Raw genomic sequence first — 18,924 nt, 5'->3', positions numbered from 1 at the left:
ATCAGTTGCCGCCCTTGATCTGCCGCAGAAGGTTGTCCATCACGCTGGGCACGTTCGCCATCTCCCCCTCGCCATGGCTGTAGCCGACGATGGAGTCGGGATAGAGCTTCACGTTCGGAAGGCCCGCCAGTTCGGACAAGGCAAACCATTCGGTCGCCGCCCAGTGGCCGGTGTTGCAGAAGGCCACAACCTCGGCCTGCTGATCCAGGCCCAGCTTGGCCGCGACGGTCTTGGCGCTGTTCGCGTCACCCATGCGCGGTGTGCCGTCGAACCAGACGGAATGCGGCACGTTTTCCGCACCCGGCAGTGTGCCCGGACGGTCGGCCGCCGGGTGCGACTGCTGCCCTTCGAAGAAGGCGGGCGGGCGGGCATCGATCAGCGCGGCGGGCTTGTCGCCGGCGACCACCTTGTCGACCTCCCCTTCCGTCGCCAGCCACTGGTCCGAGAAGGTGATGTCCACGTCCGACGGCTCCGGGGCCACCGCCTCGGTCTGCACCGGAAGGCCAGCGTCGCGCCACGCGTTCATGCCGCCGTTCAGGATCGCCAGCTGGCTGACGCCCGAGGATTTGAGCGTCCAGTACACCCGGGCCGCCGCGCCGAAGTCGCTTTCGTCCTTGCCTTGATGCACCACCAGAACGGGGCGGTCCAGCGTCACGCCCAGGGACCGCAGGGTGGCCTCCAGCTTGCCTTCGGGAACGAGCTCGCCCGGATTGTCGGCCGCGCCGCGGAACAGCGCATAGGGTGCGGGCACCGCGCCCTGGATATGGCCCTTGTCATAGCCCGCGTCACGGATGTCGAGGATCAGGGGATGTCCTGCCTCCGCCACCTCTCCGGGCGCAAGAAGCGGGCCGAAGGGGGCAGCGGATGCGGCGGCGGCCCAGCCGGTGAAGGCAAGGGCGGAAAGAAGAAACGTCTTCATGGGGATGTCCCGTCTGGTGGGTCGTCCTTCATGTCGTCCCTTTGCCGCCGGATCGCAAGTGCCGCCGTATCAAGGCGGTGCGGAGGGAGATGGCTGGCGTTTCAGGTGCCTTTCCCCATTCCGAACGATCCGAAGGATTCCCCGCCGGAAGCGGAAAGATGTTCCGCCGCTTGCGGATTTCACCTGCGAATGTCCCTTTTCCGAATTTGCCTTGCGGCGGGTCCGCCTTCTGCATAGCTTTGATCCGAACGCTTGTTGGGGTGTCCCGTCACGGGGCTGAGAGGTGCTTGGCATCGACCCATCGAACCTGATCCGGGTCATGCCGGCGGAGGGAACGAGTGGACCATCGACGCCGTCCCCCCGGGACGGGTCCGTCATGTGCCAGCCCCCATCCGTCATGCCCCTTTCGCGGAGGAGACGCATGACCAAGGCCGCACTGACCATTGCCGGTTCCGACAGCGGCGGCGGGGCCGGCATCCAGGCCGACCTGAAGGCCTTTTCGGCCCTGGGCGTCTATGGCGCCAGCGTCCTGACCGCGATCACGGCACAGAACACCCGCACGGTCGCGGCCGTGGAAACGGTCAGTCCCGCGATGATCCTGGCCCAGTTGCACACCGTGCTGGACGACATCGACATCGCTGCGATCAAGATCGGCATGGTCGGCGGGCCGGAGGCGATCGAGGCGCTGGCCCCCGCCTTGCCCGACCTGCCGCTGGTGCTGGATCCGGTGATGATCGCGAAATCGGGCGCGGCCCTGCTGCCCGACCGGGCGGTGGCGGCGCTGATCGCCGGCCTTCTGCCCCGCGCCACCCTTCTGACCCCGAACCTGCCCGAAGCCGCGCGGCTGCTGAACACCACCGTGGCCCGGTCCGAGGCGGAGATGCTGGAGCAGGCCCATGCCCTGCGCGCCCTTGGCCCCCGCTGGGTGCTGATGAAGGGCGGCCATGCCGAAGGACCCGTCTGCACCGACCTTCTGGTGGGGGATGGCGTGCTGCGCCTGACCGCGCCGCGCATCGCCACACGCAACACGCATGGCACCGGCTGTTCCCTGTCCGCCGCCATTGCGGCGGGGCTGGCGCAGGGGATGGACATGGAAGCGGCCGTTTCCCGCGCGCATCGCTGGCTGCAGGGCGCCATCGCCGCCGCCGACCGTCTGGGCATCGGCCAAGGGCATGGCCCCGTCCACCATTTCCACGAGGTGTGGGCATGATCACCATCCTTGGCGCGGGCGTCATGGGGCTGACCATCGCCACCGAACTGACCGCCCGCGGCGTGCCCGTCCGCATCGCCGGGCGCGCGGCGGGGCCGGAGGCGTGTTCGTGGTATGCGGGCGGCATGCTCGCCCCGTTCTGCGAGGGGGAAGCCGCCGAGGAGCCGGTGATCCGCCACGGCCAGAGCGCCGCTGGCTGGTGGGAGGCACAGGGCGTGCCGGTGGCGCGAAATGGGACGCTGGTCCTCAGCCCCGCACGCGACCGGGCGGAACTGGCCCGCTTTGCCCGCCGCACCACCCACCACCGGGACATCGTGCCGGAGGAGGTGGAGCCCGACCTTGACCGTTTTCCGCGCGGCCTGTTCTTCGAGGAGGAAGCGCATCTGACGCCCCGTGTCGCCTTGGCCACCTTGTCGTCGAACCTCTCGGCGGCGGGGGTCGCCTTCGGGGCCGAACCGCTGGGCCGCCTCATCGACACGCGGGGCCTGGCCGCGCGCGACCGGCTGCCCGACCTGCGCGGCGTGCGGGGGGAGATGCTGGTGATCCGCTGCCCGGACGTCACCCTTTCGCGCCCGGTCCGGCTGCTGCATCCGCGCATTCCGCTTTACATCGTGCCGCGCGGCGACGGCGTCTACATGCTGGGGGCCACGACTGTTGAATCCGACCGCCGCGGCCCCGTCACCGCCCGCGCGGTGCTGGAGATGCTGTCGGCGGCCTATGCCCTCCACCCCGCCTTTGCCGAGGCCGAGGTTCTGGAACTGGGCGCCGAGGCCCGCCCCGCCTTTCCCGACAACCTGCCCCGCATCCGCCGCATCGGCGACACGATCCACGCCAACGGCCTGTATCGCCACGGTTTCCTTCTGGCGCCCGCCGTGGCGCGGATGGTGGCCGACTACGTCACCACGGGCCAACGACCGGAGTTCATGGATGAAGATCACGATTAACGGCACCTTGCACGAGGTGTCCGCCACCACCGTCGCCGCAGCGCTGGAAGAGGCGGGCTTCACCGGCAAGCTCGCCACCGCGCTGAACGGCGACTTCGTGCCCGCCGGCCTGCGCGCCACCACCCCATTGATCGAAGGGGCCGCGCTGGAAGTGCTGGCCCCGATGCAGGGAGGCTGATCCATGCCACGCTTCTACGGAACCGACGTCAACAGCCCCCTGATGCTGGGCACGGCGGGCTATCCGTCCCCCGCCATTCTGGCGGAGGCCTTCCGCGCGTCCGGCGCGGGCATCGCCACCGTGTCCTTGCGCCGCGAAACCGGCGGCGGGCAGGATTTCTGGGCGCTAATCCGCGATCTGGGCGTGCGCGTTTTGCCCAACACCGCCGGCTGCCACACGGTGCGCGAGGCCGTGACCACCGCGCAGATGGCGCGCGAGGTGTTCGACACCCCCTGGATCAAGCTGGAGGTGATCGGCCATGCCGACAGCCTTCAACCCGACCCCTTCGCGCTGGTGGAGGCCGCGCGCCTTCTGACCGCCGACGGCTTTCAGGTCTTCCCCTACTGCACCGAGGATCTGATCGTGTGCGAGCATCTGGTTCAGGCGGGGTGCGAGGTTCTGATGCCTTGGGGCGCGCCCATCGGGTCCGGTCTGGGCCTGAACAACCCTTACGGCTTGCGGGCCATGCGGGCGCATTTCCCGGACGTGCCGCTGGTGGTGGATGCGGGCATCGGCCTGCCCAGCCATGCGGCCGCGGCGATGGAGCTGGGTTTTGACGCGGTCCTTCTGAACACCGCCGTGGCAAAGGCAGGCGATCCGGCGCAAATGGCGCGCGCCATGGCGCTGGCGATCCAGGCGGGCGCCGCCGCCCACGCCGCCGACCCGATGGAGGCGCGGGACATGGCCGTCCCCTCCACCCCCCTGATCGGGAGGGCGTTCCTGTGATCCTGCCCCGCTTCTATCCCATCTTCGACAGCGCCGACTGGATCGCCCGCGCCCTGCCCCTTGGCGTGAAGCTGGTGCAGCTGCGCGTGAAGGACCGCGACCCGACGGACGACATCCGGCGCGCCCGCGACCTGTGCCGCGCTGCCGGTGCGATCCTCGTGGTGAACGACCATTGGCAACAGGCGCTCGACCTTGGCTGCGACTGGGTGCATCTGGGGCAGGAGGATCTGGACATCGCCGATCTGGACGCGATCCGGGCCGGTGGCCTGCGTCTTGGCCTCTCCACCCATGACGAGGCGGAACTGGACCGGGCGCTGGCCTGCCGACCCGACTACATCGCGCTGGGCCCGGTCTGGCCCACCATCCTGAAGAAGATGAAGTGGGAACGGCAGGGCACCGAAAAGCTGACCGAATGGAAGGCGAAGATCGGCGACATCGCCCTGATCGCCATCGGCGGCCTGACCCCCGACCGCGCGCGCGAGGCGTTTGCCGCGGGTGCCGATGTCGTCAGCGCCGTGACCGACATCACCCTGAATCCCGACCCCGAGGCGAGGATGCGCGAATGGCTGATGGTGTAAGATACGCGCGGCAGGCGATGGTGACGGGGGTGGAGGGCGAGGTCCGTCTGCGGGCCGCCCATGTCCTGATCGTGGGCGCTGGCGGGCTTGGCGTTCCGGCACTGCAATATCTGGTCGGCGCGGGTGTGGGCCGGATCACCCTGATCGATCCGGACGTGGTGGAGGAAACGAACCTGCACCGCCAGCCGATCTATGGCCGCCACATCGGCGCGCCGAAGGCGCAGGCGGCGGCGGCGGAGATGGCGATCCTGAACCCATCGGTCGTGGTCGAATCGGTCGTCGCGTCGCTGGACCCGTCCAACGCCGGTCTGGTGGCGGGGGCGGATGTGGTGCTGGATTGCGCCGACAGCTTCGCCGCCTCCTACACCCTGTCGGACGCCTGCCTTGCGGCGGGGGTTCCGCTGATCTCCGCCTCGGTGCTGGAGATGGCGGGGTATGTGGGCGGGTTTTGCGGAGGGGCGCCGTCCTTGCGAGCGGTGTTTCCGGACCTGCCCGACAGCGGCGCCACCTGCGCCACCGCCGGGGTGCTGGGGCCCATGGTGGGCCTTTTAGGTGCCGCGCAGGCGCAGATGGCGCTGGCGGTGCTGCTGGGGTTGGACCCGTCCCCCATGGGCCAGATGCTGCGCTTCGACGGGCTGCGGCCGTCCTCGTTCCGGTTCGACACGGCGCCGGAGGCGACGGGCCACCGCTTCATCGCCCGCACCGACCTGCGCGACACCGACCTGATCGTGGAACTGCGGGGGGAAGACGAAGCCCCCGTCCCCGTGGCCCCCGCCGCCCTGCGCCAGCCCGCCACCGTCACGCCCGGCCCCGGCCAGCGCACCGTCTTCGCCTGCCGGTCGGGCCTGCGCGCCTGGCGCGCCGCCGACGCCCTTGCCGCCCGATGGTCGGGCGACATCGTTCTTCTTGCCGCCGGAGAGTCCGCATGAAACGCTTCCTTCTTCTGGGCCTTCTGGCCACCCCCGCCGGGGCCGAACCGGTGACGCTGGTGCTGGACTGGTTCGTGAACCCCGACCATGCGCCGATCGTGGTGGCCGAAACGCAGGGCTTCTTCGCCGATCAGGGGCTGGAGGTGACGATCGTTCCCCCCGCCGATCCGTCCGATCCGCCGAAGATGGTCGCCTCGGGCCAGGCCGGCATCGCGGTGGGCTATCAGCCGCAGCTGCACCTTCAGGTGCATGAAGGCCTGCCCCTGCGGCGGGTAGGCACGCTGGTGGCGACGCCGCTGAACTGCATCACGGTGAAGGCCGACGGGCCCATCCGATCCATCGCCGACCTGAAGGGCGGCAAGATCGGCTATTCGGTTCCGGGGACCGAGGAGGCGATGATGGGCGCCATGCTGCGCCACGCCGGCCTGACGCTGGAGGATGTGGAGATGGTGAACGTCAACTGGTCGCTCACGCCCTCGCTGCTGTCGGGACAGGTGGACGCGACGCTGGGCGGCTACCGCAATTTTGAGTTGACGCAGATGGCCGAAGCCGGAACCGAAGGCCGCTGCCTTCCGGTGGAGGAGAACGGCATCCCCGCCTATGACGAGCTTATCTATCTGGCGCGGCCCGACGCCGATCCGGCGCTTCTGTCGCGCTTCCTGGCCGCCGTCGAACAGGGCGCGCAGTACGCCGTGAACCACCCGGACGAGGCGTGGCAGGCCTTCATCGCCGCCCATCCCGATCTGGACGACACCCTGAATCGCGAGGCGTGGCGCCTGACCCTGCCCCGCCTGTCGCAAAGCCCCGCCGCGCTGGACACCGGCCGCTACGCCCGGTTCGAGACGTTCCTGAAGGACGCGGGCCTGATCGACGCCCCCCTGCCCGTGGCCGATCTGGCGCTGGATCCCAACGCATGAGCTATGGGCGCACATTCCCGCTGTGGCGGGCCGAAGCGGCCGCTTGGGATGATTACGTGGACGCGCCCTTCGTGCGGGCGCTGGCGGACGGGACCCTGCCGCGCAAGGCCTTCCTGACCTATCTGGCGCAGGATTACCTGTTCCTGATCCATTTCGCGCGGGCCTGGGCACTGGCCACCGTCAAATCCTCGGATCTTGAGGAGATGCGGGCCTGTTCCGCCACCGTCCACGCGCTGCTGCATCAGGAAATGCCGCTGCACGTGACGCTGTGCCACGAGGCCGGGATCGATCTTGCGGCGCTGGAGGAAGCGCCCGAAAACCTCGCCTACACCCGCTATGTGCTGGAGGCGGGGTATTCGGGCGATCTTCTGGACCTGCTGGCGGCGCTGGCGCCCTGCGTTCTGGGGTATGGAGAGATCGGGGCGCGTCTGGCCGCCGCCCCGCACGCGCCGGACTATGCCGACTGGATCGACACCTATGGCAGCGCCGGTTATCAGGCGCTGTGTCATGACACGGCGGCGCTGATCGACCGCGCCGTCGCCCGCCGGTTGGGCGACGCCCCGGAAACGCTGCCGCGCTGGCGCGAGATTTCGGGCCGCTTCGCCACCGCCACACGGTTGGAGGCGCAGTTCTGGACCCTCGCCCGCTGATCCGGGGGGCCGCGCTGGCGGCGGGCGCGGTGGCGCTGTGGCAGGGGGCGGTGACGCTGACCGGCCTGCCCCCCTATTTGCTGCCGGACCCGCTGCGGGTGGCGCAGGCGCTGTGGTCGGCGCGCGTGGCCTTGGCGCAGGCGGCTCTTGTGACAGGGGCCGAGACGGTGATCGGCTTCGCACTTGGAACGGCATTGGGTGTCGTTCTGGCGCTGGCCTGTGTCGCACCGGTGCTGCGGCGCGCGATCCTGCCCGCCCTGACCTTGTCGCAGACGGTGCCGGTCTTCGCGCTGGCTCCGATCCTGACCTTGTGGTTCGGCTATGGTCTGGCGCCGAAGATCGCCGTGGTGGTGCTGATCACTGTCTTTCCCGTGGCCGCCGCCTGCGCCGACGGGCTGCTGAACCCGGCCGCCGTGCATATGGAACTGACGCGAAGTCTGGGCGCCACCCCTTGGCAGGTGCTGCGGGTGATCCGCATCCCGTCCGCCCGCCCGCACCTGGCCACGGGGCTGCGGATCGCCGCGGTCTATGCGCCGGTGGGGGCCGTCATCGGGGAATGGGTGGGGGGATCGCTAGGCCTTGGCGCCATGATGATCCAGGCGAACGGGCGGATGAAGACGGATCTGGTCTTCGCGGCGCTGTTCGTGACCGTGGCCCTGTCGCTTTTGTTCCGGGCCGGGATCGGGCGGATGGCGGACCGGCTGGCGCGCCAATGAAAAAGGGGCGGCTTGCGCCGCCCCGTTCCGGATCAGTGGGCGGTATCCGCCGCCCGCACCTTGGCGACATCCGCCGCCGTGACGGCGGGGGCGTCGTTGCCCCAGGCCGTCCGCAGGAAGCTCGCGACCTCGGCCACCTCCTCGTCCGTCAGACGCTCGGCATAGCCTTGCATGACCAGACGCATCGGGCGCTTCTCGGTCGAGGGAACCTCGGCGCCGTGCAGGATGATCCCGATCAGCGGCCCCGTCTGGTCGGCCGTGACAAGGGAGTTGCCAGCCAGTTCCGGGAAGATCTCTGGCGCACCCTTGCCGGTGACGAAGTGGCAGGCGTTGCAGTTGTCGAGATAGAGCCGCGCGCCTTCGGACAGATCCTTGGCTTCGGTCAGCATGGTGGTGGTCGGATGGTTGTTCTCCGCCTCCTCCAGCGCCAGATCGGTGCCCAGCAGGCTCGCCTCGCCCACATCCTCGCCCTTGAGGAAGGCGGCGATGGCCAGGTTGTCTTCGTCCGTCAGGTGCTGGAGCGAGTGTTCGACGACCATCGACATCTCTCCGTTGGCGGTCGAATGGCTGTTGCGGCCCGTGGCAAGGTAGGTCGCGATCTCGCCCACCGGCCATTTCGCGGCGGCGGAGTCGGGGCCTATCAGCGCGGGGGCCAGCCAGCCGTCGACTTCGCCGCCCTTCAGGAAGTTGGCGTCGTCGGCGGTCAGGCCGTCCTGGCCCATGAAGACGTTGCGCGGGCTGTGGCAGGCGCCGCAATGGCCGGCGCTTTCCACGAGGTAGCGGCCGCGCTCCTGCGGGGTGGACTGTTCATAGGCCGACCCAGCGGGATCGCTGAGCGCGATCCAGTTCCAGGCCCGGATGCCGAAGCGCATGTTGAAGGGGAAGGACAGCGCCGTCGCCTCCACCGGATTGTTGACCGCCGGAACCTCGTGCATGAAGTAGTCGTACAGCGCGCGCACGTCTTCTTCCGTCAGCTTGCGGTAGTTCTCATACGGCATCGCCGGATAGAGATGACGCCCGTCTGGCGTCAGGCCGTCGTAAAGCGCGGCCCGAAAATCGTCCAGCGTCCAGTTGCCGATGCCCGTTTCCTTGTCGGGCGTGATGTTGGTGGCCCAGATCGTGCCCATCGGGCTGAGGATGGAACGGCCGCCGGCAAAGGGCTCGCCCCCCTCGGCCGTGTGGCAGGCCATGCAGTCCGAGGCGTACATGACGTATTCGCCCTGACCGGGTTCCGGCTTCCAGTCGGCCGCCAGTTCTTCCGTCGGGGCCGTCCGCTGGACGGGCACGAAGATGAAGGCCAGCAGCGCCACAAGGCAGACAACGATCAGCGCGCCGATGATGCGGAGAAAGGTTTTCATGCGGCTTTCTCCTCAGACCAGCGGGCGGGGGTTGGACAGGTACTGCGTCCGGACAGCCTGCGCCGTGTGATAGGCCAGGCCGCCGACGAGGCCCGTCGGGTTGTACTGGGTGTTCTGCACGAAGTTGCCCGCGCCCATGACGAAGACGTTGTGCTTGTCCCAAGCCTGGCTGAACTTGTTCACCGCGCCCTGATCCGGCGTTTCGGACATGATGGACCCGCCGGTGTTGTGCGTCGTCTGATAGGGGCGCACATCGTACATCTGGCCCTGCTTCTTGAACGCGTCCTGCATGGAATCGGGCTTCAGCGCTTCGGCGATGGGACGGATCTTTTCGCGCATGAACTGGGTCATGCGGACCTCGTTGTCGTGCCAGTTGAAGGTCATCCGCATCAGCGGGCGGCCGTGGCGGTCCTTGTAGGTCGGATCAAGGTCCAGATAGTTGTTGCGATACGACATGTGCGACCCGTGCGACCCGATCGACATCGAATGGCCGTACCATTTCTTGATGCCCTCCTTCCAGCCGGGGCCCCAGGCCGGCACATCCGCCGGAAGCGGCATGGACCGGATCGGCTGCCCGTTCGACTGCCCGGCCGAGATGTAGGAGCCGCCGATGAAGCCTTCCTTGCCAAAGTCGATCTGCCCGATGCCGTAATCGTCGATCGAGGTGCCGTTGGCGCCGGTGCCGATGAACGGGTTGAAGACCTCGTTTTCATAGAACAGCGTGTAGCCGCCGTTCATCTGGTAGGCGTAGTTCTTGCCCGTGACGCCCTGCCCCGTGCGCGGGTCATAGGGCTGGCCGATCCCCGACAGCAGCATCAGGTGCACGTTGTGCAGCTGATAGGCGGCCAGGATCACAAGATCGGCGGGCTGGAACACCTCCTCCTGCGCGACCTCGTCAAAATAGGTGACGCCGGTCGCGGTCTTGCCATCCTCCGCCATCTCCACCCGCAGGACTTCGGCTTGGGTGCGATAGCTGAAGTTCGGCTTCTTGCGCAGCGCATCAAGGATCGCCGTCTGCGGCGAGGATTTCGAATACTGGTAGCAGCCGTAACGCTCGCAGAAGCCGCAATGGTTGCAGGGCCCCATCTGCATCCCGTATTCGTTCACATAGGAGGTCGAGGCGATGCCGCCCGGACGCGCGAACGGGTGCAGGCCCAGCGACTTCGCCGCCTCGGCGAACTTGTGGCCGTCATAGGTGTAGGGCATCGGCGGCATCGGGTAATCGGACGACCGCGGCGCCTCGAACGGGTTGCCGCCTTCCATGATCTGGCCGTTGATGTTGCCGGCGATGCCTGAAATACCCGCCACACGCTCGAACCGGGCGAAATGCGGCTCCAGCTCCTCATACGTGACGGGATAGTCCATCAGCTGCATGTCTTCGGGGATGATGCCGGCGCCCCAGTTCTGTTCGACATGGGTGCGCAGCTTGTATTCGGCCAGCATCGGACGCCAGTTCAGGCCGTTCCAATGCGTGCCCGCCCCGCCCACGCCATTGCCCGGCAGGAAGGAGCCCAGGCTGCGATAGGGCAGCGCGGATTCTTCCAGATTGCGGCGGATGGTGAGGGTCGACTGGCGCGGCTTCTGCATCATGCCCAGACGCACGCCGTATTTCAGTTCGTCGATCATCTGGGGGTACTGGAAGTTCGGCACGGTGTTCTGGTCGTGCCCACGCTCCAGCGCGACGATCTCCAGACCCTCCTGCGCCAGTTCCATACCCATGATCGACCCGGTCCAGCCCAGGCCGACGATCACGACGTCTTTTTTCTTTTCCTGACGGGCCATCACGCACGCTCCCCTTTGATCGAGACGGGGCCGAGCGGATACTCGACATTGTAGCGCGGAACCCATTCCTTGAAGTTCGCGCGCGCGCCGGGGAAGCCGATATAGGTCCAGGCCTGCATCCCGTGGTTGCCGCCATACATCGGGTCGGCGAAATAGCCTTCCTTGGTGTTCGCGATCAGGATGGAGAAGAAGTCCTTCAACGTCGGATCCAGCGCCACATCGCCCTTCTGAAGGGCGGTCAGGGCGGTGACCTGCGTGGCCGCGTCCAGTTCGGCAAAGGGCGCGCCATGCGTGTCCCGGCACCAGGCGTCGAAGACGGGGATCGCGCCGCGATACACCTCGGCCGGGGTCAGCGGGGTTTGCCAGCCGCGGAACGCGTGGGCCTCGGGCACATGGGGGCCTTCCATGTACCAGTCCGCCGCCGCGCCATAGCCGCCCATCAACTCGCGGTCGATGAAGACCGGAACACGGGCCTCCAGCGCGCCGGGGCCATCGCCTTCGGACGGGATCAGGCAGGCCGTCGCGGCCAGGATGAAGGTCCATTCGGCGGGCGTGAAGTATTCGGGCTGATACTGGTCCAGCGGAACGGGCGGTTCGGCGGGCTGGGCCTTGGCGGATACCGCAAGGCCCGACAGCGCGGCACCCGCAGCCGTCGCTTTCAGAAAGCTGCGGCGGCTGGGCAGGCCGGGAAGATCGGTCATGGTATGCTCCCTACCGGGCAAGCCGGATTTGGTGGCTGGGCGGACGAAGATCTGCGTCAACATGACACAGCCCTTCATTTTGACGTGTTAGCTTTGTATCCCACGGCATGCAACTACACTGTCCGTCATGAATGAGATTGAGGAATTTATTCCAAAATCACATGAAAGGCGGGCTGGGATAGAATTGGTGGAGCCGAGGGGGATCGAACCCCTGACCTCGTCATTGCGAACGACGCGCTCTCCCAACTGAGCTACGACCCCACGTGGGATTTTTGTGCCGCAGGGTTTTCGACCTGTCAATGCCCCGCAAAAGCAAAGGGAGGGACAATGCCCCTCCCCCTGTCGTTCTTACTCCGCCGCGTCCTGATATTCTTCGATCGGCGGGCAGGTGCAGATCAGGTTGCGGTCGCCATAGGCGTTGTCCACACGCCCCACGGGCGGCCAGTACTTGTCCACCCGGAAGCTGCCCGCCGGGAAGCAGCCCTGTTCGCGGGGATAGGGACGAGTCCACTCGGCCACCAGATCCTCCACCGTGTGGGGGGCGTGGTGCAGCGGGGAATCCTCGGCCTTGATCTCACCCGCCTCCACCGCGCGGATCTCCTCGCGGATGGACAGCAACGCGGTGACGAAGCGGTCGATCTCGGCCTTCGTTTCGGACTCGGTCGGTTCCACCATCAGCGTGCCGGGGACCGGGAAGCTCATGGTCGGGGGGTGGAAGCCGTTGTCGATCAGGCGTTTCGCGATGTCGTCCACCGTGACGCCCGCTTCGGCGAAGGGGCGGGTGTCGAGGATGCATTCATGCGCCACGCGCCCACGGTTGCCCATGAACAGCACGGGATACGCCCCGCGCAGACGCGCCGCGATGTAGTTGGCGTTCAGGATCGCCACGCGCGTCGCCTGCGCCAGCCCCTCCCCGCCCATCATCAGGCAATAGGCCCACGAGATCAGCAGGATCGACGCCGAGCCGTAGGGTGCCGCCGACACCGGGCCTTCGTCGCCACCCGTTTCGGGATGGCCCGGCAGGAAGGGCGCAAGGTGCGCCTTCACACCGATCGGGCCCATGCCCGGACCGCCGCCGCCATGCGGGATGGCGAAGGTCTTGTGCAGGTTCAGGTGGCTGACATCGCCGCCGATGGCGCCGGGCTGCACCAGCCCCACCATCGCGTTCATGTTGGCCCCGTCGATATAGACCTGACCGCCATGCTGGTGCGTGATCTCGCACACCTCACGCACCGCCTCCTCGAACACACCGTGGGTGGAGGGGTAGGTGATCATGCAGGCGGCCAGCTTGTCGCCCGCCGCTGCGGCCTTGGCACGGAAGTCCTCGATGTCGATGTCGCCGTTGGGGGCGGTCTTCACCACGACCACCTTCATGCCGACCATCTGCGCCGTGGCCGGGTTCGTGCCATGCGCCGACATCGGGATCAGGCAGATGTTCCGGTCCACATCCCCGCGCGACCGGTGGTAGGCTTGGATCGTCAGAAGCCCCGCATATTCCCCCTGCGCGCCCGAATTCGGCTGCATGGAGAAGGCGTCATAGCCCGTGATCGTGCACAGCTTGTCCGAGAGGTCGTTGATCGCCTCGGCATAGCCCTGCGCCTGATTGATGGGCGCGAAGGGATGCAGGCTGCCGAATTCCGGCCAGGTGATCGGCATCATCTCGGCCGCGGCGTTCAGCTTCATCGTGCAGGAGCCCAGCGGGATCATCGCACGGTCCAGCGCCAGATCGCGATCGGCGAGGCGACGCATGTAGCGCATCATCTCGGACTCCGCCCGGTTCATATGGAACACCGGATGGGTCAGGTAATCGGACTGGCGGATCATCGCGTCGGGCACGCCGATCTCGATCGTTTTCGGCGCCTCCTCGGTGATCCCGAACGCGTCGAGGATGCGGGTGATCACGTCGTCATTCGTGGTTTCGTCCAAGGAGATGCCCACGCGGTCGCGACCCACCTTGCGCAGGTTGATCCCGCGATGGCGCGCGGCGGCCATGATGCCCTGCTGGCCCACGCCCACCCGCACGGTGATCGTGTCGAAGAAAGCCTGCGGCTGCACGTCGGCGCCCGCCGCCTTCAGCGCGTTTGCCAGACGTACGGTGTTGAAATGCACCCGTTCCGCAATCGCGCGCAGGCCCTTCGGCCCGTGGAAGACGGCGTAGAAGCTGGCCATGACCGCCAGCAGCGCCTGCGCGGTGCAGACGTTGGAGGTCGCCTTTTCGCGGCGGATGTGCTGTTCGCGCGTTTGCAGCGCGAGCCGGTAGGCCTTGTTCCCGCGCGAGTCGATCGACACGCCGACGATCCGGCCCGGCATGGTGCGCTTCAGCTCGTCCCGGCAGGACATGAAGGCCGCGTGCGGTCCGCCATAGCCCATCGGTACGCCAAAGCGTTGGGAGCTTCCGACCGCGATGTCGGCTCCCATCGCCCCCGGCTCCTTCAAGATGCACAGGGCCAGCAGGTCGGTCGCCACGACGGCGATGGCCTTGGCCGCGTGCAGGGCCTCGATTTCCGACGTGAAGTCGCGGACTTCGCCAAAGGTGCCGGGATACTGGAAGATCGCGCCGAAGACGGCGTTCGCGTCCAGCGTGTCGGCCGGCCCCACGATCACCTCGATCCCCAGCGGGTTGGCGCGGGTGCGGATGACCTCGATCGTCTGGGGATGGCAGGCTTCGTCCACGAAGAAGGCGCGGGCCTTCGACTTCGCGGCGCGTTCGGCCATGGCCATGGCTTCGGCCGCCGCCGTCGCCTCGTCCAGAAGGGAGGCGTTGGCGACCGGCAGGCCCGTCAGGTCCGACACCATGGTCTGGTAGTTCAGCAGCGCTTCAAGCCGGCCTTGGGCGATCTCGGGTTGATAAGGCGTATAGGCCGTGTACCAGGCCGGGTTTTCCAGGATGTTGCGCTGGATCGCGGGCGGCGTCACCGTGCCGTAATAGCCCTGCCCGATCGCCTGCGTCATCACGCGGTTCTTGCCCGCAACCTCGCGCATCTTCGCCAGCAGTTCATGCTCGGCCAGCGGCGCCCAGTCCAGCGCCTTGTCCTGACGGATGGAGGCGGGGATCGTTTCCTCGATCAGCTGGTCGAGCGAGGACACGCCGCAGACGGCCAGCATCTCCTCCATCTCGGACGGGGACGGGCCGATATGGCGGCGGTTGGCGAAATCGTAGGGATCGTAGGAGACGGGCGTATAGGTCATGGGAAGGGCCTGCCGTAAAAGAATGGGGGCGAAGCGCCCCCGAAAAGTTCAGCCGATCAGGTCGGCGTATTCGTCTTCGTCCATGAACTGGTCCAGCACGGACAGATCCTCGACGCGCAGCTTGAAGAACCAGGCGCGGCCCGTCGGATCCTCGTTCACGAGGCCGGGGTTCGAAGCCAGTTCGTCGTTCACCTCGACCACTTCGCCATCGACGGGGGCCAGGATGTCGGACGCGGCCTTGACGCTTTCGATCACGACGACCTCGTCGCCCGTGGCGACCTGGGTTTCCAGTTCGGGCAGTTCCACGAACACCACGTCACCCAGCTGGGTCGCGGCATGTTCGGTGATGCCGACGACGACATGGTCGCCTTCGACGCGCAGCCATTCATGTTCTTCGGTGTACTTCATGGGGAGGCTCCTCAGCGTTTGTAGGAAGCGGGGACGAAAGGAAGGGCGGCCACGGTGACGGGCAGACGCTTGCCCCGCACCTCGCCGAACAGTTGGGTGCCGGTGGCGGCGTGGGCGGCGGCGACATAGCCCATGGCGACGGGTGCTGCGACCGAAGGGCCGAACCCGCCCGAGGTGACGGTGCCCACCGGCGTGCCGTCGGCCGCGAACAGGGCCACGCCTTCGCGCATCGGGGCGCGGCCTTCGGGCAGCAGCCCGACGCGAAGACGTTCGGGCCCACCCGAAAGTTCCCGAAGGATGCGCGTGTCGCCGGCAAAGCCGCCCGTGCGGCGGGATTTCTGGATGGCCCAGGTCAGCCCGGCTTCGACCGGCGTGGTGTGTTCGTCGATGTCATGGCCGTACAGGCACAGCCCCGCCTCCAGCCGCAGGCTGTCGCGGGCGCCAAGGCCGATGGGGGCCACCTCCCCCATCGCCAGAAGGGCGCGGGCGAGGCCTTCGGCGCCGCCGAAGGGCACCGAAATCTCGAACCCGTCCTCGCCGGTATAACCGGAGCGGGAGATCCAGAGCGCACCGAACAGCGTGTCGGCGGTCAGGACATCCATGAAGCGCATGGTCATGACGGCCGGCACCAGCCGGGCCAGCGCATCCTCGGCCCGCGGACCTTGCAGCGCCAGAAGCGCGCGGTCGGTCACGGGGCGGACCTGATCGCCCAGATGGGCCGTCAGGTGGGCGATGTCGGCCTCCTTGCAGCCCGCGTTCACCACGACGTAGAAATGATCGCCGCGGTTCGCGAACATCAGGTCGTCACGGATGCCGCCCTGATCGTTGGTCAAAAGGCCATAGCGCTGGCGCCCTTCGGCCAGGGCCGCGACCGAAACGGGCATCAGCTTCTCGAACTCGGCCGCCAGGGTCGCCATGTCGGTGCGGGGCTTCAGGATCACCTGCCCCATGTGGCTGACATCGAACAGCCCGGCCTTGGCGCGGGTGTGCAGGTGTTCGGCCATCACGCTTTCGAACTGGACGGGCATCTCCCATCCCGCGAAGGGCACCATGCGGGCCCCGAATTCAACGTGAAGATCGTGCAGCGGCAGGCGTTGCAGGTCGGCCATGGGTCACCCCGTTCTGTCAGGCCGGAATCCCGGCACCACACGGACAGGCCAATCCCCGTCCCGCGATGCCCCCTCTGTCCCTTGCGCCTGAGATCGTTATCCCGTCGGCGGGCCCCGTCGGGGCCACTCTCCAGAGTTTCGTGTCAGGCCGGTCCTTTTGCCTGAGAGTTTACCGGGGCGGTTGCTCCTTCGGCACCGGGGCGTGACCCGGCTTCTCCCTGACCTGATACGGGCACCTCTAGCCAAGGGCCGGACGTCTGGCAAGTGATTTACTCTGCCTCGCATTTGTTTCATTTTCGCGCCACGGATCATGAGGACAACCGCAAGATGCACTTGGAGCTGCGCCACCTTCGCACCATCCGCGCCATTCACCGCGCCGGGGGCCTTGCCCGCGCGGCCGAGGTGCTGAACATCACCCAGTCCGCCCTGTCCCATCAGGTGAAGGGGCTGGAGGATCAGGCGGGGGTGGAGCTGTTCGTGCGGCGTTCGAAGCCCATGAAGCTGTCGGCCGCGGGGCTGCGGATGCTGCGCTTGGCCGAACGCATCCTGCCCGAGGTGGAGGCGCTGGGCGAGGAGTTCCGCGCCCTGCGATCGGGCAAGACCGGCCGGATGCACATCGCCATGGAATGCCACGCCTGCTTCGAATGGCTGCTGCCCGCGCTGGAAACGTTCCGCCATCACTGGCCCGACGTGGACGTGGACATCCGCGCGGGGCTGGCCTTCGACGCCCTGCCCGCCCTTCTGCGGGACGAGATCGACGTGGTCATCACCTCCGAACCCGTGGCGACGGAGGGGGTGACCTTCCACCCGCTGTTCGACTACCAGCCGACCTTCATCTGTTCGGCCCTGAACCCGCTGGCCGGCCGTGACATGATCGAAGCGGAGGATTTCCGCAGCCAGATGGTGATCCACTATCCCGTGCCGCGCGAAAAGCTGGACGTCTTCACCGACCTGCTGACGCCCGCGCGGGTGGAGCCGCGGGGCCTGCGCGCCGTGGAGCTGACGGCGGTGATCCTGATGCTGGTCGCCGCCGACCGCGGCGTCGCCGTAATGCCCGACTGGGTCCTGCGCGAGGTGCGGGAGCATCCCGACTACGCCCTGCGCCCGCTGGCCCCCGGCACGATCACCCGCACCAGCTATGCCGCGACGCGCACCGCCGACAGCGCCAAGCCCTTTATGGCCGATTTCCTGCGGCTGTCGGAGGAACAATCGTTGGGCCTGCGTGACTGGCCGGGTGCGCTGATAGGTCGCAATTCGGGTGGCAAAGCCAAATCCGACGGCGTATGACCCTTCCATCAGCGGAGGAAAACCGATGGCAGACATGCAGACCGCGACAAAACCGGCGCCAGCCCGGCCCTTGGTGACGGCCACCTACCCGATCATCCTGGCGGTCAGCCTCAGCCATTTCATCAACGACGTGCTGCAGTCCATGCTGACGGCGATCTATCCGATCCTGAAGACGGATTTCGCGCTGGACTACTGGCAGATCGGGATGCTGACGCTGATCTTCCAGTGCACGGCCTCGCTGCTACAACCGGTGGTCGGCATCTACACCGACCGGCATCCGGCACCGATGTCGCTGCCGGTGGGCATGGCCTCCAGCTTCGCGGGCGTTCTGGTGCTGGCCTTCGCGTCCTCCTTCACCATGCTGCTGATCGGTGCGGCGCTGATCGGCATCGGCAGTTCGGTCTTCCACCCCGAAGCCAGCCGCGTGGCGCGCATGGCATCGGGGGGCAAGTTCGGGGCAGCGCAGTCGATCTTCCAGGTGGGCGGCAACGCGGGTCAGGCGGCGGGCCCGCTGCTGGCGGCCTTCATCGTCGTGCCCTTCGGGCGTCCCTCGGTCGCGTGGTTCTGCGTGTTGGCGGCGCTGGGCATGGCGGTTCTGTACCGCGTGGGGCTGTGGTACCGCGAATACGCCCGCACGAAAGGCCAGACGCACGCCGACCGCACGCTGCCCTTGCCGCGCAACCGCATCATCATGGCGCTGGTGATCCTGGCGTTCCTCACCTTCTCCAAGAACGCCTACATGGCCAGCATCTCCTCCTACTACACCTTCTACGTGATCGAGAATTTCGGCGTTTCGACCCAGACATCGCAGGTGATGCTGTTCCTGTTCCTGGGCGCGGTGGCGGCCGGGACACTGCTGGGCGGGCCGATCGGCGACCGGTTCGGCACGACGGCGGTGATCTGGTTCTCCATCCTCGGCGCGCTGCCCTTCACGTTGGCGCTGCCGCATGTGGGGCTGGTGGGTTCGGGCATCCTGACGGTGATCATCGGCTTCATCATCGCGTCGTCCTTCCCGGCCATCGTCGTCATGGCGCAGGAACTGCTGCCGGGCCGGGTGGGCATGGTGGCGGGCATCTTCTTCGGACTGGCCTTCGGGATGGGCGGGATCGCCGCCGCAGGCTTGGGTCTCGCGGCCGACGCCTACGGCATCCGCGCGGTGTACGAGGCGTGCGCCTGGCTGCCCGCCCTTGGCATCCTGACGATCCTGCTGCCACGCCGGCGCGAGTTTGCCCGCTGACCCCTTCCCTTCGGACGGGGGTTCGCCTATACCCCCGCCCTTGAAAA

At 67.4% G+C, this 18,924-nt stretch carries 18 protein-coding genes, 1 tRNA gene and 3 riboswitches; of the genes, 11 read left to right on the top strand and 8 right to left on the bottom strand.

The genetic code is table 11. The features are described 5' to 3' along the window. Position 1: 1 nt before the first annotated feature. On the bottom strand, positions 2-919 hold the full coding sequence (locus ACSHZY_RS06855) for a sulfurtransferase (RefSeq protein WP_435167264.1): 918 nt from the start codon (positions 917-919) through the stop codon (positions 2-4). Positions 920-1,165: 246 nt separating this feature from the next. Continuing rightward, a riboswitch (TPP riboswitch) is annotated at positions 1,166-1,270 on the top strand. A 70-nt stretch (positions 1,271-1,340) separates the two neighbouring features. Between ACSHZY_RS06855 and thiD the strand changes: the two genes are divergently transcribed. From thiD to ACSHZY_RS06810, 9 genes are read left to right on the top strand one after another with little or no spacing between them, the layout of a single operon-like run. After that, entirely contained in the window at positions 1,341-2,129 is a 789-nt protein-coding gene (gene thiD / locus ACSHZY_RS06850) for a bifunctional hydroxymethylpyrimidine kinase/phosphomethylpyrimidine kinase (protein WP_435167261.1), read from the top strand. Beyond that, complete coding sequence (locus ACSHZY_RS06845) at positions 2,126-3,073, top strand: FAD-dependent oxidoreductase (RefSeq protein WP_435167258.1); 948 nt, start codon at positions 2,126-2,128, stop codon at positions 3,071-3,073. The genes thiD and ACSHZY_RS06845 overlap by 4 nt, the downstream gene beginning before the upstream one ends. Next, entirely contained in the window at positions 3,057-3,251 is a 195-nt protein-coding gene (gene thiS, locus ACSHZY_RS06840) for a sulfur carrier protein ThiS (protein WP_435167255.1), read from the top strand. The genes ACSHZY_RS06845 and thiS overlap by 17 nt, the downstream gene beginning before the upstream one ends. A 3-nt stretch (positions 3,252-3,254) precedes the next feature. After that, positions 3,255-4,016, top strand: coding sequence for a thiazole synthase (locus tag ACSHZY_RS06835; protein WP_435167253.1), 762 nt, complete (start codon positions 3,255-3,257; stop codon positions 4,014-4,016). After that, complete coding sequence (locus tag ACSHZY_RS06830; protein WP_435167250.1) at positions 4,013-4,594, top strand: thiamine phosphate synthase; 582 nt, start codon at positions 4,013-4,015, stop codon at positions 4,592-4,594. The genes ACSHZY_RS06835 and ACSHZY_RS06830 overlap by 4 nt, the downstream gene beginning before the upstream one ends. Continuing rightward, on the top strand, positions 4,579-5,523 hold the full coding sequence (locus tag ACSHZY_RS06825; protein ID WP_435167247.1) for a HesA/MoeB/ThiF family protein: 945 nt from the start codon (positions 4,579-4,581) through the stop codon (positions 5,521-5,523). Before ACSHZY_RS06830 ends, ACSHZY_RS06825 begins: the two co-directional genes overlap by 16 nt. Beyond that, a complete protein-coding gene (locus tag ACSHZY_RS06820; RefSeq protein WP_435167244.1) occupies positions 5,520-6,440 on the top strand; it encodes an ABC transporter substrate-binding protein in 921 nt (306 codons plus the stop codon). The genes ACSHZY_RS06825 and ACSHZY_RS06820 overlap by 4 nt, the downstream gene beginning before the upstream one ends. Continuing rightward, a complete protein-coding gene (tenA, locus tag ACSHZY_RS06815; protein ID WP_435167241.1) occupies positions 6,437-7,090 on the top strand; it encodes a thiaminase II in 654 nt (217 codons plus the stop codon). Before ACSHZY_RS06820 ends, tenA begins: the two co-directional genes overlap by 4 nt. Next, positions 7,090-7,806, top strand: a complete 717-nt coding sequence (locus ACSHZY_RS06810; RefSeq protein ID WP_435167862.1) for an ABC transporter permease — start codon at positions 7,090-7,092, stop codon at positions 7,804-7,806. Before tenA ends, ACSHZY_RS06810 begins: the two co-directional genes overlap by 1 nt. A gap of 32 nt (positions 7,807-7,838) precedes the next feature. Here the strand turns inward: ACSHZY_RS06810 and ACSHZY_RS06805 are convergent, their stop codons facing one another. The 7 genes from ACSHZY_RS06805 to gcvT form a co-directional block, all read right to left on the bottom strand. Continuing rightward, entirely contained in the window at positions 7,839-9,164 is a 1,326-nt protein-coding gene (locus ACSHZY_RS06805; protein WP_435167238.1) for a cytochrome c, read from the bottom strand. 12 nt (positions 9,165-9,176) lie between these two features. Then, positions 9,177-10,946, bottom strand: a complete 1,770-nt coding sequence (locus ACSHZY_RS06800) for a GMC family oxidoreductase (RefSeq protein WP_435167235.1) — start codon at positions 10,944-10,946, stop codon at positions 9,177-9,179. Further along, positions 10,946-11,647 carry a gluconate 2-dehydrogenase subunit 3 family protein gene (locus ACSHZY_RS06795; RefSeq protein ID WP_435167233.1) on the bottom strand — a complete coding sequence of 234 codons (702 nt, stop codon included), beginning with the start codon at positions 11,645-11,647 and terminating at the stop codon, positions 10,946-10,948. The genes ACSHZY_RS06800 and ACSHZY_RS06795 overlap by 1 nt, the downstream gene beginning before the upstream one ends. A gap of 185 nt (positions 11,648-11,832) precedes the next feature. After that, positions 11,833-11,908: transfer RNA gene (locus ACSHZY_RS06790), tRNA-Ala, on the bottom strand. An 87-nt stretch (positions 11,909-11,995) separates the two neighbouring features. Beyond that, positions 11,996-14,836, bottom strand: coding sequence for an aminomethyl-transferring glycine dehydrogenase (gene gcvP / locus ACSHZY_RS06785; RefSeq protein WP_435167231.1), 2,841 nt, complete (start codon positions 14,834-14,836; stop codon positions 11,996-11,998). A gap of 48 nt (positions 14,837-14,884) precedes the next feature. Continuing rightward, a complete protein-coding gene (gene gcvH / locus ACSHZY_RS06780; protein WP_435167228.1) occupies positions 14,885-15,244 on the bottom strand; it encodes a glycine cleavage system protein GcvH in 360 nt (119 codons plus the stop codon). An 11-nt stretch (positions 15,245-15,255) separates the two neighbouring features. Then, positions 15,256-16,353, bottom strand: coding sequence for a glycine cleavage system aminomethyltransferase GcvT (gene gcvT, locus ACSHZY_RS06775; protein ID WP_435167226.1), 1,098 nt, complete (start codon positions 16,351-16,353; stop codon positions 15,256-15,258). 72 nt (positions 16,354-16,425) lie between these two features. Next, positions 16,426-16,489, bottom strand: a riboswitch (glycine riboswitch). Positions 16,490-16,492: 3 nt separating this feature from the next. Beyond that, positions 16,493-16,584: riboswitch (glycine riboswitch) on the bottom strand. A 96-nt stretch (positions 16,585-16,680) separates the two neighbouring features. Between gcvT and ACSHZY_RS06770 the strand changes: the two genes are divergently transcribed. Both ACSHZY_RS06770 and ACSHZY_RS06765 read left to right on the top strand, forming a co-directional pair. Next, positions 16,681-17,640: a LysR substrate-binding domain-containing protein gene (locus ACSHZY_RS06770; RefSeq protein ID WP_435167224.1), complete on the top strand. Its 960-nt coding sequence runs from the start codon at positions 16,681-16,683 to the stop codon at positions 17,638-17,640. A gap of 25 nt (positions 17,641-17,665) precedes the next feature. Then, on the top strand, positions 17,666-18,877 hold the full coding sequence (locus tag ACSHZY_RS06765; protein ID WP_435167222.1) for an MFS transporter: 1,212 nt from the start codon (positions 17,666-17,668) through the stop codon (positions 18,875-18,877). Positions 18,878-18,924: the final 47 nt, after the last annotated feature.

It is taken from the genome of Falsirhodobacter sp. 1013, assembly GCF_051195255.1.
Lineage (GTDB): Bacteria > Pseudomonadota > Alphaproteobacteria > Rhodobacterales > Rhodobacteraceae > Falsirhodobacter.
This window is presented reverse-complemented; position numbering and strand designations above follow the sequence as displayed.

Excerpts from the sequence above, each read along its gene's own strand:
- ACSHZY_RS06855 (WP_435167264.1), bottom strand. The coding sequence starts at position 919 with ATGAAGACGTTTCTTCTTTCCGCCCTTGCCTTCACCGGCTGGGCCGCC.
- thiD (WP_435167261.1), top strand. The coding sequence starts at position 1,341 with ATGACCAAGGCCGCACTGACCATTGCCGGTTCCGACAGCGGCGGCGGG.
- ACSHZY_RS06845 (WP_435167258.1), top strand. The coding sequence starts at position 2,126 with ATGATCACCATCCTTGGCGCGGGCGTCATGGGGCTGACCATCGCCACC.
- thiS (WP_435167255.1), top strand. The coding sequence starts at position 3,057 with ATGAAGATCACGATTAACGGCACCTTGCACGAGGTGTCCGCCACCACC.
- ACSHZY_RS06835 (WP_435167253.1), top strand. The coding sequence starts at position 3,255 with ATGCCACGCTTCTACGGAACCGACGTCAACAGCCCCCTGATGCTGGGC.
- ACSHZY_RS06825 (WP_435167247.1), top strand. The coding sequence starts at position 4,579 with ATGGCTGATGGTGTAAGATACGCGCGGCAGGCGATGGTGACGGGGGTG.
- ACSHZY_RS06820 (WP_435167244.1), top strand. The coding sequence starts at position 5,520 with ATGAAACGCTTCCTTCTTCTGGGCCTTCTGGCCACCCCCGCCGGGGCC.
- tenA (WP_435167241.1), top strand. The coding sequence starts at position 6,437 with ATGAGCTATGGGCGCACATTCCCGCTGTGGCGGGCCGAAGCGGCCGCT.
- ACSHZY_RS06805 (WP_435167238.1), bottom strand. The coding sequence starts at position 9,164 with ATGAAAACCTTTCTCCGCATCATCGGCGCGCTGATCGTTGTCTGCCTT.
- ACSHZY_RS06800 (WP_435167235.1), bottom strand. The coding sequence starts at position 10,946 with ATGGCCCGTCAGGAAAAGAAAAAAGACGTCGTGATCGTCGGCCTGGGC.
- ACSHZY_RS06795 (WP_435167233.1), bottom strand. The coding sequence starts at position 11,647 with ATGACCGATCTTCCCGGCCTGCCCAGCCGCCGCAGCTTTCTGAAAGCG.
- gcvP (WP_435167231.1), bottom strand. The coding sequence starts at position 14,836 with ATGACCTATACGCCCGTCTCCTACGATCCCTACGATTTCGCCAACCGC.
- gcvH (WP_435167228.1), bottom strand. The coding sequence starts at position 15,244 with ATGAAGTACACCGAAGAACATGAATGGCTGCGCGTCGAAGGCGACCAT.
- gcvT (WP_435167226.1), bottom strand. The coding sequence starts at position 16,353 with ATGGCCGACCTGCAACGCCTGCCGCTGCACGATCTTCACGTTGAATTC.
- ACSHZY_RS06770 (WP_435167224.1), top strand. The coding sequence starts at position 16,681 with ATGCACTTGGAGCTGCGCCACCTTCGCACCATCCGCGCCATTCACCGC.
- ACSHZY_RS06765 (WP_435167222.1), top strand. The coding sequence starts at position 17,666 with ATGGCAGACATGCAGACCGCGACAAAACCGGCGCCAGCCCGGCCCTTG.